Source organism: Streptococcus viridans (assembly GCF_900636365.1).
Taxonomy (GTDB): Bacteria; Bacillota; Bacilli; order Lactobacillales; family Streptococcaceae; genus Streptococcus; species Streptococcus viridans_A.
The window spans coordinates 250,413-265,908 of record NZ_LR134266.1; the positions used below are offsets into that span (position 1 = coordinate 250,413).

Genomic DNA, 15,496 nt, shown 5'->3' on the forward strand with positions numbered 1-15,496 from the left:
AAAATATGTTAGACAACTTTATCAAAGTGGCAGATATGCCCCAAGAAGTGATTGAAAAATACAAGGACCAAGTCCCTGCTGAGTTAGTTCAGATTTGGCAAGAGGATGGTCTTGGAACCTTTTTAGATGGTTATCTAAAAGTCATCAATCCAGATGATTATCTTGAGCTTCTCCAAGATAGTTATTTCAGAGGAGATGTCGCTTTTCCTATGTTCGTAACAGCGTTTGGAGATATTGTTACTTGGGAAAAGAACGCCTATGTGGGAATTGTCCAATATAATATTCAGGATTTGGATATTATTTGTAAGGGGATGGATTTATTCGTTCAATATTTAGATAACGAATATATTACAAAAAAATTTGAACTTGATTTATACAGACAAGCTGTGTCAAAACATGGTGCTCTGTCTTATAACCAATGTTTCGGTTTTGTCCCGCTCCTAGCATTAGGAGGCTTTAAAGATGTGGATCATATGGATAAAGTTAAAGTCCTGGAGCACATTTACCTCATGTACCAACTCACAGGCGGAGTGTTTGACGATTGATAAAAAAGAACCACCCTCGCGGTGGTTTTTTCGATGAAAACGAGTGTTAGATAAATAGTGAGTCTTTGGATGAGACTCGCTTATTTTGTTAATGTAAAATTTTTTGGTACAAATTTTGGTACAAAAAACAAAATGACAAACAAAAAAGCCTGATATATCAGGCTTCCTGTTGATTTATTGGATGCCCCCTGCATGGATTTGGAAAGGATTTTCATATTGAGAGTAATTAAAAATATTGAAATATAAGTGATTTTAGGGAAGTACTTTTAGGTATTTCCAATGTCATGATTTAAAAATGGGGCAAAAGTGGGGCAAAAACGAATGACTCTCATTTGGTTTGAAAACCTATAATATCTAATGATTATGCTATACTAGAAATATAGTGTTGTTATCAATAAATATCAGTGCGAGACTAATCGGAGGATAAAACGGAAAAACAAATTAATGAAAAAAAAAGCCTTGGTTCCCAAAGCTTTTTAATGTTATAAACTCATTAAAATATCCCCCAGTTAGATTTGGAATATTTTTTATTCTGTGTCATATAAAAATAAATAAAATGAATGGCTATAGCTAGAGCTAAAATGGTTGTTATACTCACTACTATTATAGGATTAGAAGCAAAGATTAAAGAGAGAATCAAGGCAGCCAGATAGAGTGTCGCTTGGACACAGTAGTAACTTTTCGAATAGCGAAGATAGTGTTTGTTACAGGGCCCATTTACTAGGACAGCAACTTGGAAGAGGCCAAATCCGATATAAGAGAAGATGGTTGCAAAGAGACGATTAGCTTCAGGATTCTGAAGAAAACTCATCGATACAGTCATCATAATAAGTCCAATGAAAATAGGATAGTGACTGTAAATTAGAAATAGTCCCTTTTGATTAGATTTTTCATCAATAGCATGGTCGAATTGACCAAAATAAAACATGAACAGAGAAAGCATAATAATGAAATAAAGAACCGAATAAATCGAGAAATTCTCGATTGTAAAGAAGTTAGCTAGCCCCATAATCATCTCTCCAAACGTAATAATGACAAGAAGGGAGATGCGCTCGATTAAATGGGGGAGATTTACCTGGTAATGCTTATCTTTACTAAGCAAGATAATTGGCATAATAAATGTTAGCAGAATACTAGCAAATAAGACAGAGACTCCAACGTAAATAGGAAGAAGAGCTGCTAGATAGACTCCTAAACTTCCTAGACCTGTTATCCATAGAAAACCTTTGATACTTTCCCGTTCAACATTATCGGTTGATTTTCTAAAAAATTCAACCAAATATTGTAAAAATAAGGTAAAGGTTAATGTACCAACAGCCCAACAAAGATAATGAAAATATTGTTGCCAATCAGGTCCAATCATATTGGCTATAAAGAGTAAAAGTCCCATTTTGATAAACATGATTACCATGTTAAATAAAGAGTTCTTTCCATAGCGATTGGTATAAACGGTTTGAATCATCCATGAATCAGTGAGAATCAAGACAGCCATGAAAAAATCAAGGAAAGAATTCCAAGTCAAAATACCGTTATGAAGATGCTCAATTAAAGTAGTTGCTTTTGAAATTGAAAAAACAAAAACTAGGTCATAAAAAAGTTCTGAAAATTCTACACGTTTATGTTTAATAAGAGTTGTCATCTTAAGTCCTTTCTATTCTAGAAGTACAATTTATTATAACAGAAAATGGTAATGAGAGAAAAGGAGATGCTTAAATAACTTCATGTGACGCGAATTGTCAAAACCTTGGAGCACATTTACCTCATGTACCAACTCACAGGCAGAGTGTTTGATGATTGGTAATAAAGAATGGGTAATGAAAAAATTATCGAAATGGATAGGGAATATCCCTTTTTATTTTGCTTTAAATCAGATTTTTGGATGGAATAGTAGATGATAAGACAAAATATCTTTGAAGATACAAAAAGACAAACGCCAAAAATGACGTTTGTCTACGTTCTGAGGTAGCCTTTAGGCTCCCTTTTTTCTTAGAAAATACCGATGAGTAATTGCATGCCAAGACTAGTCAGGATGATAGCGATCCAGCAAAGGGCTCCAAGAAGAATAGATTTTCCACTGGATTTGATCATAGCAACGAGGTTAGTTTTGAGACCAATAGCACTCATAGCCATGATGATGAGGAATTTGGAGAGCTGTTTGAGAGGTGAAAAGAAGCTATTGCTAACACCAAAAGAAGTAAGGACGGTAGTTAGCAGAGAAGCTAGGATGAAGTAGAGAATGAAAACGGGGAAGATTTTTTTAAGCTTTACTCCTTGGTTGTTGTCTTGTTGACGGCTTTGCCAATAGGAGAGGAAGAGAGTAATAGGGATAATAGCTAAGGTACGAGTCAGTTTGACAATGGTTGCAGATTCTAGAGTATTGGTATGATACAGACTATCCCAGGAGCTAGCTGTGGCTGTTACAGAGGAAGTATCGTTGACCGCAGTACCCGCAAAGAGAGCAAAACCTTCGTTGGAGAGATGGAGCCAAGAACCTAGAGTTGGAAAGATAAGAGCTGCCAAGACATTGAAGAAAAAGATAACAGAAATGGCTTGGGCTACTTCTTTTTCCTTGGCGTGAATAACAGGAGCAGTCGCTGCAATGGCAGAACCGCCACAGATAGAAGAGCCTACCCCAATCAAGGTAGCTAGCTTTGTATCCATGTTAAAAAATCGTTGGAAAAAGAAAGCAATAATTAAAGCGATAGAAATAGTCGAGAGGATGACAGGAAGGGAAGATTTTCCAACTGCGAAAACTTGTGAGATATTGAGTCCAAACCCAAGCAAGATAACAGCATACTGAAGCAATTTTTTGGAGCTATAAGTCAAACCAGCATCCAGTTGTTTATAGGGAGTGAGAAAGGGGTAGAGAATCATTCCGATAAAAATGGCGAAAACAGGTGCTCCCACAACAGGCAGAAAGCCTCCTAAAACCCAAGAGATGATAGAAATGATCAGACAGACTAACAGTCCTGCCCAATTTTTTGATAGAAATGACATAAAAACCTCCGAAAATAAATACTTCTTATTATAATCTTATCTGTCAGAAAAGTAAAATAGAAAGTAGGAATAAGGTTGTAAATTAACGGAATTTTGCGGTCAGAGAGCTTTTGTAGTTTAATAGATATATGTTCTTTGATCAATAAGGATGCAAATGTGGCATATGTTATTGAAAAAAATGAATTTGATGAGCATTGAAAATAATCAAAAATATTGAAATATAGATGATTTTAGGGAAGTACTTTTAGGTGTTTTCAATGTCATGATTTAAAAATGGGGCAAAAGTGGGGCAAAAATTATTTTATCAGTAACCTAGCCCCGATTAATTTCTTACATCATCTCAATGTTTCTTATTCCAGACGAATCCCGTATATACAAGTGCGGACATTAACACAATCCAAAGTAACAATGTTAAAATTTGTATATTATAGAGACTGAAGGCAGAGATATCGTTAAAATATTGATTATGCGCTCCTAATAGAGAAAAATCTGTTAATAATTTAGCAAATTTATTTATGCTAGAAAACATAGGGAAAGTCATAATGACAAGATAGAATATTAGACTTACAGCAGATGCTTGTGTTTGATTCTTACAGAACAAAGCTATTGTAAAGTTGACCAAAATAAAACAAAGTATCGTAAGGAAGGTTACCAATGAATATAGAGCAAGATTAGGTATTGAGATACCAAAAGTAATAGGCATCACCCAAACACCTATAATTGAAAATAGAAATGGAAATAAGATTGTAGAAAAAATATACTCTGGAATTTTGACTCCTGTTAAAATCAACGTTCTTAAATTCTTTTTATCTTTTTCTTCGCTGATGATTAGTGTAGTAAAAGTTCCAGCAGTCAGGCTATAGATGGTAATAATCGCCATACTCATTAAAAAGACTGAACCACGAACGTCTGGTATAAAATTTAAAAGTGAGAAGTCGACTATTGGTGTGAATACACATACAAATAGAATTATTTTGTTATGAAGAAGGTATCTATACCGTAACCATAACAAACTAAAAAATCGTTTAAGCATATTATAATTTGTCTCCTGTTAATTGAATAAAGATACTCTCAAGGCTTGTTTCTAGAGTATTGATTGTTTTAGTATTCTCTCCTAGATACTTATAAGCTTCCTCTTTAGGAACAATTATCTCTCTTCCATCAAAATAGCTTATTTTAACCTTATCAGTCTGACTGTACTTATCAATAATCTCCCGAGGCGAACCTTGTTCAACGATTTTTCCTTCATGAAGCAAAGCGATTGAATCACATAATTTGGTCGCCTCATCCATGTTATGAGTTGTTAAAAAAATAGTTGCCCCAGAGTTTTTAATTTCTAGTAGTAGTTCATGAACGATTTGAGATAGGGTTGGATCCATTCCAGAAGTTGGTTCATCTAAAAAAATTACTTTTGGTGAATGTAGAATCGCCCGAATTAACAACATTCGTTGTTTCATTCCAGTTGATAACTTCTCTGCTTTATTAAATCGATCATCATATAACTTCAATCGCTTTAATAAATAATCTAGATATGATATTTCTACATTGTGGAATTTAGCAAAAAATAAAAGATTATCGTACAGAGACAGTCTATCATAGAAACCCACATTATCACTCATAATTCCCAATTTTAAAAAGTCGTCAGAGGTTAATTGGGTGCAATCTTTTCCTAAGATTTTAACCTCTCCTCCATCAGGTGGCAACTGACCGGTTAAAATATTGATTGTCGTAGTTTTGCCAGCACCAGATGGTCCTAAAAAACCAAATATTTCTCCACTACTTATTGAGAAACTGATTTCCTTGAGTGCTGTTTTGTCTTTAAATTTTTTGGTAAGATTTGAAATTAAGATACTATCGTTCATTTTATATCTTTCTTTTAGAAAATTATTACGTGACTTGTTACCATTGCGATAAATTGGAATACAGGAATTTTATTTAATCTAATAGGTCCTTATTTTCAATTAAGAGTTCTAGTGGAGATTTATCTCTTGCTACAATAAAACCAGGTTCATATTGGTTATGAAATGTTCTTTTCGGAGAAGTTGGATCCATATACAATTCATCTCCATCTTCTGTGTATAGTTGGTTGCCTCTTGTTAGGTAAAGTAAATCCTCTAAGTACTGTCCATCAGTTTCTAAAAAATGTTCGATGTATTTGACAGCTTTTAAGATTTCACTTACTTTATCAGAGTATTCATTAGTTTCAAGAACACTCTTTTCTAACTCAATCTCTTTACTAGTTCCAAATAGTTGGGTTGGAGTTGCATTAAAATATTCTGCTATCTTATCCAAATTTGCAAAGGTAGGATAGCTTTTTTGTTTTTCGTAATCAGAGATGGACTGTTTACCGATTCCTAAATCTTCCGCAAGTTGAGTTTGACTTACTCCTTTTTCTATGCGTAGTCGTGCCAAATTGGGTCCAAAATTTTGAATAATAAAGGTCATGATAAACTCCTACGTTGTGTTTTAAACTTATTTTATCACCTATAAACTTACAAATCAAGTTTTTAGTTGACTGTTTAAAATATTTTTTATAAAATATATTTATAACTTATAAATAAGTTATAAATGATACAAAAAATAGCTCGTAAGTTTAGGATTGGTGAGTGAGGAAGAAGTTGAGGACGAGACTATGACTTATGACTATTCGAAGCCTTGGAGCTAGAAATTGTGTGGACAAGGACAAGGGCGAGCCTGACGGGAAGTCAGGCGAAGTCCCGAAGACTGCCGTCCAGACAATTTCTAGCCAAGCAAAAGCTGGCTATTCTAACAGCCAGCAAAAAGGTACACTTAGGACAACGTCCAAAGAACGACGGAACGGGCAAACGTTGATTTGACGGTGTTTACGAGACCTAAAAAATCTAAAAGAAGGGGGGGCAATTTTGTTGGTTTCTATACAAGATTTAAGAAGCATTCAAGAACGATGTGAAATAGGAGAATTAGTACAGAGGTTAGATGTCAGTATTGATAGACTAACGGTTATCTGGGATACAGATACTGGTTCCCTAAGACGGATTTTCAAAAATCTGAAACAGGCAATAAGTACAAGAGTTGATTCATTTGAAATATACGATAATGTTCGAGATGATGTCTTTACTTTAGCTAAAGATTTTAATGAGTATGATTCAATCAATATTATATTTTTTCAATTATCCACTTATGGAGGTGAACAATTGATTCGGATTGATTTCAATCCTAACACTTTAAAAGAATTTGATGGAATGAAAGTATGGAGGCAATTAATGTACTTTGCCAGATTGAATTCATTGACGGTACGTTTGTCTCGTTTTGATTTGGCATTTGACATTTTCAACAGGCCTGAGATCGTTAATTTGCAACATATTAAAGGTGGTGTTACCCATAAGGTCTTCTATGGTCGAGGTGGCGAATTAGAGACGAAATATTGGGGTTCTAGCGGTAGTAATGTACAAGTTAGGTTATATGATAAGAATAAAGAAATCATTGCTCACAAGCGAGAAGAGAAGCTAGATTTGGATGTAAATCCGTTTTGGTGGAGACTAGAGTTCCAACTCAGAACCAAAGCGATTGGTGAGGAGATGGTCCAAGATATTATGAGTAGACTTGATAATTTCGGGTTTTATAAGCTAGATCATATTCGAGTGGATCAAAGAGCATTTACAATTATCTTTCTCAACAATCCTGAACTGTTGTCATTGGCTTTTCCAAATTTAAAATCAGACAGCATCAAAAAGAAAAAAACAAGAGTCCGCAAACTATTGAGAGAAGAAACGAATCAATTTGCGGAAGAATTAAAAGAAGTATTAATACAGAATCTCCCTAAATTAAATAAAGAATTACAACTACTCGTAGGTGAGTTTCTGACTTTAGAAAATAAATAAGGAGGATAACTATGGATAATAATTTAATTAGCAACAAAGAATTAATTGAAATGGGCTATCGCCCTCACACTGCAAATGATATCATCCATCAGGCAAGAGAATTACTTGTATCACGAGGCTATACATTTTATAATCGTAAACGTTTGATGGTTGTTCCAAAAAGTGTTGTAAATGAGATTCTAGGAACAGAGGTGGCGTAATATGGCAAGTGTTCGTTATCGAAAGCGAGGAGATAGTAACTTATGGACCTATGAAATTCGTAACGAAGGAAAAACTGTTGCTCATAATAGCGGTTTTAAAACAAAAAAACTTGCAGAGTCAGAAGCTGAGCCGATTCTGCAAGAACTTCGTTTAGGGAAAAGAATTTCTAGAGATATTTCTCTTGTCGATCTATATCAAGAATGGCTTGAACTAAAAATTCTACCGAGTAGTAGGTCGGAAGAGACAAAGAAAAAATATCTTCTCCGTAAAAACACAATTGAAAGATTATTTGGAAATAAAAAAGTCACTCAAATTCGTGCGAGTGAATACCAAAGAATAATGAATAAGTATGGGCAAACAGTTGGTAGAAATTTTCTTGGTAGATTGAATACTGGAATTCATCAGAGCATCCAAATGGCAATTGCTGACAAAGTTCTAATAGATGATTTTACACAACATGTCGAGTTATTTTCATCCAAAGAACAACAGATGACAGAAGAGAAATATTTACATACCGAAAAGGACTATCTGGATTTACTTTTAGCAGTAAAGAGAAAATTTGATTACCAACGTTCAATTGTTCCTTATATCGTCTATTTTCTATTAAAAACAGGCATGAGGTTTGGAGAGTTAATAGCGTTAACTTGGAATGAAGTTGATTTTGACAGAGGACTACTAAAAACATATAGGAGGTTTAATACCCTTTCTCATAAATTTGTCCCTCCAAAAAATAAAACGTCTATTCGGATGGTACCGATAGACGAAGAATGTATTAAGATATTACAAGTCCTAAAAATTGAACAGGAGAAGGCTAATAAAGATCTAGGAATCAAGAATAGGTATAAAATGATTTTTCAGCATTATGGATATATTCACTTGGTACCAGACATTGCAAGTGTCAATAAAGCTTTGAGTGTTCTTTTAAATGAATTAGATATTTATCCAATTATCACTACAAAAGGAGCACGTCATACCTATGGAAGCTACCTCTGGCACAAAGGTTTTGACCTTGGAGTTATTGCAAAGATTTTAGGGCATAGAGATATTTCAATGTTAGTAGAAGTATATGGACACACTTTAGAGGAGAAAATTTTTGAAGAATTTAATCAAATCAGAGATGTATGGAAAGATTGCTCATAAAAAAATGTGGGGCAAATGATGGGGCAAATCAGTTATAGACAAGCAAAAAAGCCTTTTAAATCAAGGCTTTTTCCTGTTGATTTAGATGCCCCCTGCAGGGCTCGAACCTGCGACCCATAGATTAAGAGTCTACTGCTCTACCAACTGAGCTAAGGAGGCAAAAAAAAGCTGTATTGGTGCCGAAACTTCACGGTTTGTATTGAACCCGCGCAATTAAGCAGGTGGGCAACTTGCTCTAACTGAAGCTGCTTCCGCGTGATACGGCCTGCATGCTGTTAGAAGTCCTTTGTTTCCCTAATAATACAAAAAATAGTCGGTCAACACTTAAGTGTGAAGTCGTACACCACAGCGTTTCTATATGTATATGATACCACATTTCAAAAAAATTTCAAGGGAAAATCTCAAATTTTTGGAATCGATATCACCTTTTCTTGAGTTGATCAATCTTCTCTTTTGTCGCCCCTAGGGCTCGCTCGTATTTGCCATTTTCATTAGGAGTGAAATAGGAGACCCCCTTCAGCTTGTCTGGCAGGTAGTCCTGTTGGACCCAATTGCCAGGATAATTGTGAGGGTATTTGTAATCTTGGGCATTCCCCAAGGTCTTGCTTCCGGCATAGTGGCCATCCCGTAAATGACGAGGAATGGGAAGGTTACCCGACTTCCGGAGGTCAGCCAAGGCCTTGTCCATGGCGACGTAGGCTGAATTAGACTTGGGTGAAAGGGCCAGGTCGATAATGATGTTGGCGATGAGGATGCGAGCTTCGGGGAAGCCGATCCGCTCGGCTGCCTGAAGGGCTGTCACCGTATGGATCTGGGCATCTGGATTGGCTAGGCCGATATCTTCGTAGGCAATGACCGTCAAGCGACGAGCTAAGCTGGGTAAATCACCAGCTTCGATTAAGCGGGCGGCATAGTGGAGACTGGCATCAACATCGGATCCGCGGATGGATTTTTGAAGAGCAGAGAGAACATCGTAGTGGCCATCTCCATCCTTGTCCATGGTGATATAGCTCCGCTGGAGGCTATTTTCCATGATGTCGAGACTGATGTGGCGAACGCCATCCTCCCCTTCCTTGGTAGAGAGGACGGCTAAATCGAGAGAATTATAGGCAGAACGTAGGTCTCCATTGGTCGAAGTGGCGATGAAATCTAAAGCCTCCTCGTCGAGCGTAACAGGAAAGTCAAAGCCCCGTTCGGGGTCGCTAAGCGCCAATTGGATAGCCTCTTTGACTTGCTCATTGGTCAAGGGTTCCAGTTCAAAAATCTGTACCCGACTGCGAATGGCAGGCGTAACGGAGAAGAAAGGATTTTCAGTCGTTGCGCCGATCATGATGACCAGACCGCTTTCGAGCAAAGGCAGGAGAAAATCTTGCTTGGTTTTATCCAAGCGATGGATCTCATCCAAAAGCAGGACTAAACCACCAGAAAACTTGGCTTCCTCTGCGATCTCTTGGAGGCGCTTTTTGCTGTCGACGGTTGCATTGAAGGTCCGAAAGGCATACTTGGTCGTACCGGCGATGGCAGAAGCAATACTGGTCTTGCCAATCCCTGGTGGGCCAAAGAGAATCATGGACGAGAGACGATTGGCCTCCACCATGCGGCGGATGATTTTTCCTGGGCCGACCAGGTGTTCTTGTCCGATGACCTGATCGATGGTTTTGGGACGCATGCGCAGGGCGAGATTGTCCGGCATGAGGGTCTCCTTTCTAGCTTTGTCTCCTTTAAAAGAGGCAGTTTTTATGGTAAGATTGTAGTAACTATTGTATCATATTCCGCTCTAAGAGTGGGAAATTAGAAAGAGGACACGATGTCTAAATATGGATTTTTGGATGTTTTAGAAGAGGAAATGGAAAAGGTCTTTCCCTTTGACTTTGAGATCAATTGGGATAAGAAGAATCATGCGGTAGAAGTGGCTTTTCTCTTAGAAGTACAAAACACAGGAGGGGTTGCCTTGGTCGATGAGTCGGGCGAAGAATCTGACGAGGATATCTTCTTTGAAGAAGCCGTCATCTTCTACAATCCAGCCAAGTCGCATGTGGAAGAAGATGCCTATTTAACAGCCCTTCCGTATGAGCCGAAAAAAGGCTTGTCTCGAGAGTTTCTAGCTTATTTTGCGACCTTCCTCAAAGATACAGCCGAGCTGGCCTTGGATGACCTCATGGATTTCTTAGCAGACGAAGAGGCAGAGAGCTTTGAGATCGTCTGGAACCAAGAAGTCTTTGAAGAAGGAAAAGTCGGCCTAGAAGAAAGCACCTTTTACCCTTATCCGAGATATTAGGAATAGTGGGAGACTTTATGAAAAAAATTGGGATCTACCTGGTTTACGGTCTATCGTTTCTTCTCTTGATGGCTGCTTTTGCCTTGGGGACGATCGCCTTTACGGAGTTAGGTTTTCAACTGGTTTTTGTACCGGGCTATCTCTTCACTTTTTCTAGCATTTATCTCATTTTCATTCTCCATGAACTGGGGCATGCTTTTTGTGGCTATCTGACGGGCTATCGGCTCGTCGCTTTAGGCTTGGGAAATTTTCTCCTGACTAAAAAAGCAGGGAAGTTTCGTCTTAGCCGCACGGCCACTCTGAAAAATGTCGGTGCCCAGTATATTGGACTAAAAGAGGATGAAAGTGACCAACGAATGATTCTGATGCTTTCCGGTGGGATATTGGTTCATTTGACTTTACTTATCGTATCCATCCTTTTTGGAGTTCTGACACAGAGTTGGTATTTTGCAGGCACTTGGATTTGTCTCAATCTCTCCTTCATTTTGGCCAATGCTCTCCCCCTTGGGATTACAGATGGAGCTAAAATTTTAGAATTGATGCGCCATCCTGAAAATGTACCCTATGCTTATCTCGGACTGCGCCATTCTGCTCAGACCTTGCTAGCGCCAGAAGACTACGATCTAAAAGACTTTGTTAGACCTGTTTCTGAGGAGGCGCAAGGAGGCTTTGTAGAGGGGGTCTTAGCCCTTCAGGGAGAAATCTACATCCTAGAGGGCAATCGCGAGGCGGCTAAGGAGCAGTTTCAGGCTTTATTGGAGAGGGCAGATAGTCCGATGATTCAAACGGCTGCCCAGTTATCCCTCTTACATATCGCCTTATTAGAAGGAGATGATGAGAAAGCAGAGGAATACGCGAGCATTCGACGAGTCAAGTCTTTTTTGTCGATGAAAATGACCAATATACAGGCGGTCCAAGCCTGGTATCAATTTAAGGTCAAGAAGGATTTGGCCCAGACACACAAGGCGATCAAGCTTGCCAGACAGAAAATGGATGTAAGTCGCATGTTGCGGGATGAGAAAGTCTATTACCAGCAGTGGTTAGATGAGTTGGAACAAGCCATACAGGAAGAAGAGACTCAGGTGAGTTGAGAAAAGGAAAGAGAGCTGTACGATGCTTCAGATATTTAAGCGGTTATTTAGTAAAAAATCCCAAAAATCTCAAGAGCGTGAGTCGATCCTTCCTCGAAATCGCTTTGCGGATCTAGATTTCGAGCGAGTATTGAAGTCAGGAACTCGTCGCCTCGTTAATGAGGAGGGACGCTATGCAGAAGATGGTACAGTCACAGAACTTGAATTTCCTGAAGACTTTGCGGAATTTGAATTTCTAGTTGGTTTTAAGACGGAAGAGGAAGACCAGTTTCAGAAACTATTAGCTCGTTTAAATAGTATTGACAATGCCATTCAGTCTTGTTTGGAAAGTGAGATGCAGCAACCTATTCCTCAATATGCCAAGGATCTCGGCTATACTCAGAAGAGATGGGAGAAAACTTTTTACTTCCATCCCTGGGTATTAAGTTTTGAGGAAAATCCGCCTAATCTTCGCTATGTTGCCGATTATGTAAATGATGAGTTTACCGTTTATTTTGCTAAAAAACATGGCAGATGGCAGGCATACTGGGATGCAGAGTGCCAAAAGGTGATTGAAGAAAGCTAGCTAGGGTTTTCCTATAGAGTAGTTGTTATGGTAGAAAAGGTCATCATCATGGAATTATTGGATAAACAATTGGATTTTACGGGTTGTAAGATTGCTTTGATTTGTGATGGGCGAATTTTGACCATCTTACGCGATGACAAACCAACCATTCCTTGGCCTAATCTGTGGGAGTTGCCAGGTGGTGGCCGCGAAGGGGACGAGAGTCCTTTTGAGTGTGTAGCGCGTGAAGTCTATGAAGAATTAAATATCCAACTGTCGAAAGATGACATAGTTTGGTCTTGGATCTACCCCAGCATGTTAGATGAGAATAAGAAATCCGTCTTTTTAGTTGGGAAATTGACACAGGAACAGTTTGACAGTATTGTCTTTGGAGACGAGGGACAGGGCTATAAGTTAGTAAGCCTTGAAGAGTTTTTGACGTCAGATCAGGTCGTTCCCCAATTACAAGAACGAGTGCGCGATTATGTGGAGGAAAGTTTATGATAACACTTGAGAAAGCAGGAGCAGAGGATTTAGAAACCATTATTGCCATTCAAAGAGCCAGTTTTAAGGCAGTCTATGACAAATACAAAGATGAATATGATCCCTATCTAGAAGATCGCGAGCGAATCAAATGGAAATTAGTGGAGCGTCCCAATAGCTATTACTACTTTGTGAAAGAAAACGAAGAGAAGATTGGTTTTTTACGAATTCAGACCAATGAAGAGTTAACGGAAGCTTGGTTGGGGACCGCAGCGATTCTGCCTCCGTATCAGGGAAAAGGGTATGGATCTGAAGGATTACGCTTGCTAGAAGAGGAATTTTCAACCGTTAGACAATGGGATTTGTGTACGGTGTTACAGGATGCAGGCATGGTCGCGTTCTACGAGAAGAATGGCTACCATCAAACCCATATCGAGCCTGAAAAAGAAGGTATGGATATGGTCTACATGAAAAAATTGATTGACAAATAGAAAGGATGGTTCAGTTAAATTTCTAAACTGAACCCGCCCTAAACACTGTGCCAAAAAGATAAACTTCTCTTAGACACAAACGTCTTCAGAGAGTTTCATATTTTGGCTTTGTGTTTTACGGGCTTGGTATCTTAATGATGGAAACATGGCAAGAGTTAAAAGTTACAGTTAAGCGTGAGGGAGAGGAATTAGTTTCCAATCTCTTGATTGAGTTAGGTGCCCAAGGGGTAGCAATTGAAGATAGCATGGACTATGTGGGCAATGTGGATCGTTTTGGTGAGATTTTCCCAGAGGTAGAGCAGCAAGAAGAAATCGTAGTGACAGCCTACTATCCTGATACGGTTGATATGGCAGTGGTTGAGGCAGACTTGCAGGCTCGCCTAGCAGAATTGACAGATTTTATGGATTTGGGTGAGGTCAAGATGGGGACGACTGCCTTGGCTGAGGAAGACTGGGCAGACAACTGGAAGAAATACTATGAGCCAGCTCGTATCACTCATGATTTGACTATCGTGCCGTCTTGGACAGACTATGAGGCGACTGCTGGGGAAAAGATTATTAAGCTAGATCCTGGTATGGCCTTCGGGACAGGAACCCACCCAACTACCAAGATGAGCCTTTTCGCCTTGGAGCAGGTCCTTCGTGGTGGGGAAACAGTGCTAGATGTGGGGACTGGATCAGGCGTCCTCTCTATTGCTAGCTCTCTCCTAGGTGCCAAGGAAATTTTCGCCTATGACCTAGATGATGTGGCAGTTCGTGTTGCTCAGGAAAATATTGAACTCAACCCTGGTATGGAAAACATCCATGTAGCAGCAGGAGATTTGCTTAAGGGAGTTGAGATTGAGGCAGATGTCATCGTGGCTAATATCTTGGCGGATATCCTCATTCATCTGACAGACGATGCCTATCGTTTGGTTAAGGACGAAGGCTACCTCATCATGAGTGGTATAATCAAGGACAAGTGGGACATGGTGCGCGAGTCGGCTGAGTCAGCTGGATTTTTCCTTGAAACTCATATGATTCAAGGGGAGTGGAATGCCTGTATCTTCAAAAAAACTAAGGATATCTCTGGTGTGATTGGAGGCTAGCATGCAACAGTATTTTGTAAAAGGTTTAGCTAGCTCACCTGTCACGATTGAGGATAAGGAAACTAGCAAGCACATGTTTCAGGTCATGCGTTTGAAAGAAGAGGACGAGGTTACCTTAGTTTTTGATGATGGGATTAAGCGCTTGGCGCGCGTGGTAAATGTAGAGGCTCGTCAGTTTGAATTGGTTGAAGAACTTGATGACAATGTGGAACTGCCAGTCCAAGTGACCATCGCATCAGGCTTTCCCAAGGGAGACAAGCTGGAGTTCATCACTCAAAAGGTGACGGAACTAGGTGCTAGTCAAATCTGGGCCTTTCCTGCCGATTGGTCAGTTGCCAAGTGGGATGGCAAGAAATTGGGTAAAAAGGTTGAAAAACTAGAAAAAATTGCCCTTGGAGCAGCCGAGCAAAGCAAGCGGAATCATGTCCCAAGTATCACTCTTTTTGAGAAAAAAGCAGATTTTCTAGCCCAACTTGACCAGTTTGATCGCATCGTGGTGGCCTATGAAGAGTCGGCCAAAGAAGGCGAAAGCGCTGCTCTTGTACAAGCTGTAAGTGGTCTTGAAAAAGGGAGCAAGGTTCTCTTTATCTTTGGTCCAGAAGGAGGTCTCTCACCTGTGGAAATCGAATCTTTTGAAGCCAAGGGAGCTGTTTTGGCAGGACTTGGTCCTCGCATTCTACGAGCAGAAACCGCACCACTCTATGCCCTTAGCGCAGTGAGTGTTGTCACAGAATTAATGAAAAACGCGTGAAGGTAGATCTTCACGCGTTAATTTTTT

17 protein-coding genes, 1 tRNA gene, 1 other RNA gene and 1 pseudogene are annotated in these 15,496 nt (G+C 39.1%); 12 read left to right on the forward strand and 8 right to left on the reverse strand.

The genetic code is table 11. The annotated features are described in order from the left end of the window. Window positions 1-5: 5 nt before the first annotated feature. Window positions 6-545 (forward strand): T6SS immunity protein Tdi1 domain-containing protein, encoded by a 540-nt coding sequence (locus tag EL081_RS01450; protein WP_126403713.1) that lies wholly within the window; start codon window positions 6-8, stop codon window positions 543-545. A gap of 493 nt (window positions 546-1,038) precedes the next feature. Here the strand turns inward: EL081_RS01450 and EL081_RS01460 are convergent, their stop codons facing one another. From EL081_RS01460 to EL081_RS01480, 5 genes are all read right to left on the reverse strand, one after another. Beyond that, window positions 1,039-2,184 (reverse strand): low temperature requirement protein A, encoded by a 1,146-nt coding sequence (locus tag EL081_RS01460; RefSeq protein ID WP_126403714.1) that lies wholly within the window; start codon window positions 2,182-2,184, stop codon window positions 1,039-1,041. 347 nt (window positions 2,185-2,531) lie between these two features. Beyond that, entirely contained in the window at window positions 2,532-3,542 is a 1,011-nt protein-coding gene (locus EL081_RS01465) for a YeiH family protein (RefSeq protein ID WP_002885799.1), read from the reverse strand. Window positions 3,543-3,882: 340 nt separating this feature from the next. Then, entirely contained in the window at window positions 3,883-4,422 is a 540-nt protein-coding gene (locus EL081_RS01470) for an ABC transporter permease (protein ID WP_126403715.1), read from the reverse strand. A 154-nt stretch (window positions 4,423-4,576) separates the two neighbouring features. Beyond that, the gene (locus tag EL081_RS01475) at window positions 4,577-5,404 is read right to left on the reverse strand and encodes an ABC transporter ATP-binding protein (protein WP_126403716.1); all 828 of its coding nucleotides are present in this window, start codon (window positions 5,402-5,404) and stop codon (window positions 4,577-4,579) included. Window positions 5,405-5,477: 73 nt separating this feature from the next. After that, window positions 5,478-5,987 (reverse strand): helix-turn-helix domain-containing protein, encoded by a 510-nt coding sequence (locus EL081_RS01480; protein WP_126403717.1) that lies wholly within the window; start codon window positions 5,985-5,987, stop codon window positions 5,478-5,480. A 210-nt stretch (window positions 5,988-6,197) separates the two neighbouring features. Here EL081_RS01480 and EL081_RS01485 point away from each other — a divergent pair. The 4 genes and pseudogenes from EL081_RS01485 (at window position 6,198) to EL081_RS01500 (ending at window position 8,743) form a co-directional block, all read left to right on the forward strand. Continuing rightward, window positions 6,198-6,379, forward strand: a pseudogene (locus EL081_RS01485) (hypothetical protein). A gap of 45 nt (window positions 6,380-6,424) precedes the next feature. Next, on the forward strand, window positions 6,425-7,402 hold the full coding sequence (locus EL081_RS01490; RefSeq protein WP_126403718.1) for a replication initiation protein: 978 nt from the start codon (window positions 6,425-6,427) through the stop codon (window positions 7,400-7,402). Between the two features lie 11 nt (window positions 7,403-7,413). Continuing rightward, window positions 7,414-7,602: a DUF3173 domain-containing protein gene (locus EL081_RS01495; RefSeq protein ID WP_000369785.1), complete on the forward strand. Its 189-nt coding sequence runs from the start codon at window positions 7,414-7,416 to the stop codon at window positions 7,600-7,602. Between the two features lies 1 nt (window position 7,603). Further along, window positions 7,604-8,743: a tyrosine-type recombinase/integrase gene (locus tag EL081_RS01500; RefSeq protein WP_126403719.1), complete on the forward strand. Its 1,140-nt coding sequence runs from the start codon at window positions 7,604-7,606 to the stop codon at window positions 8,741-8,743. A gap of 86 nt (window positions 8,744-8,829) precedes the next feature. Here the strand turns inward: EL081_RS01500 and EL081_RS01505 are convergent. From EL081_RS01505 to EL081_RS01510, 3 genes are all read right to left on the reverse strand, one after another. Then, window positions 8,830-8,902, reverse strand: a tRNA-Lys gene (locus EL081_RS01505). A gap of 2 nt (window positions 8,903-8,904) precedes the next feature. Continuing rightward, a non-coding RNA gene (ssrS, locus tag EL081_RS10245) (6S RNA) lies at window positions 8,905-9,098 on the reverse strand. Between the two features lie 66 nt (window positions 9,099-9,164). Beyond that, a complete protein-coding gene (locus tag EL081_RS01510; protein WP_126403720.1) occupies window positions 9,165-10,436 on the reverse strand; it encodes a replication-associated recombination protein A in 1,272 nt (423 codons plus the stop codon). Window positions 10,437-10,550: 114 nt separating this feature from the next. Here EL081_RS01510 and EL081_RS01515 point away from each other — a divergent pair, with 114 nt between their 5' ends. The 7 genes from EL081_RS01515 (at window position 10,551) to EL081_RS01545 (ending at window position 15,469) form a co-directional block, all read left to right on the forward strand. Then, window positions 10,551-11,021, forward strand: coding sequence for a DUF3013 family protein (locus EL081_RS01515; RefSeq protein ID WP_023027600.1), 471 nt, complete (start codon window positions 10,551-10,553; stop codon window positions 11,019-11,021). 17 nt (window positions 11,022-11,038) lie between these two features. Continuing rightward, entirely contained in the window at window positions 11,039-12,112 is a 1,074-nt protein-coding gene (locus EL081_RS01520; RefSeq protein ID WP_126403721.1) for a site-2 protease family protein, read from the forward strand. Window positions 12,113-12,134: 22 nt separating this feature from the next. After that, window positions 12,135-12,677, forward strand: a complete 543-nt coding sequence (locus EL081_RS01525; RefSeq protein ID WP_126403722.1) for a hypothetical protein — start codon at window positions 12,135-12,137, stop codon at window positions 12,675-12,677. Window positions 12,678-12,725: 48 nt separating this feature from the next. Next, window positions 12,726-13,160, forward strand: coding sequence for an NUDIX hydrolase (locus EL081_RS01530; protein WP_126405023.1), 435 nt, complete (start codon window positions 12,726-12,728; stop codon window positions 13,158-13,160). Beyond that, on the forward strand, window positions 13,157-13,630 hold the full coding sequence (locus tag EL081_RS01535; RefSeq protein ID WP_126403723.1) for a GNAT family N-acetyltransferase: 474 nt from the start codon (window positions 13,157-13,159) through the stop codon (window positions 13,628-13,630). Before EL081_RS01530 ends, EL081_RS01535 begins: the two co-directional genes overlap by 4 nt. A 137-nt stretch (window positions 13,631-13,767) precedes the next feature. Next, entirely contained in the window at window positions 13,768-14,718 is a 951-nt protein-coding gene (gene prmA / locus EL081_RS01540) for a 50S ribosomal protein L11 methyltransferase (RefSeq protein ID WP_126405024.1), read from the forward strand. Window position 14,719: 1 nt separating this feature from the next. Then, window positions 14,720-15,469: a 16S rRNA (uracil(1498)-N(3))-methyltransferase gene (locus EL081_RS01545; RefSeq protein WP_126403724.1), complete on the forward strand. Its 750-nt coding sequence runs from the start codon at window positions 14,720-14,722 to the stop codon at window positions 15,467-15,469. Window positions 15,470-15,496: the final 27 nt, after the last annotated feature.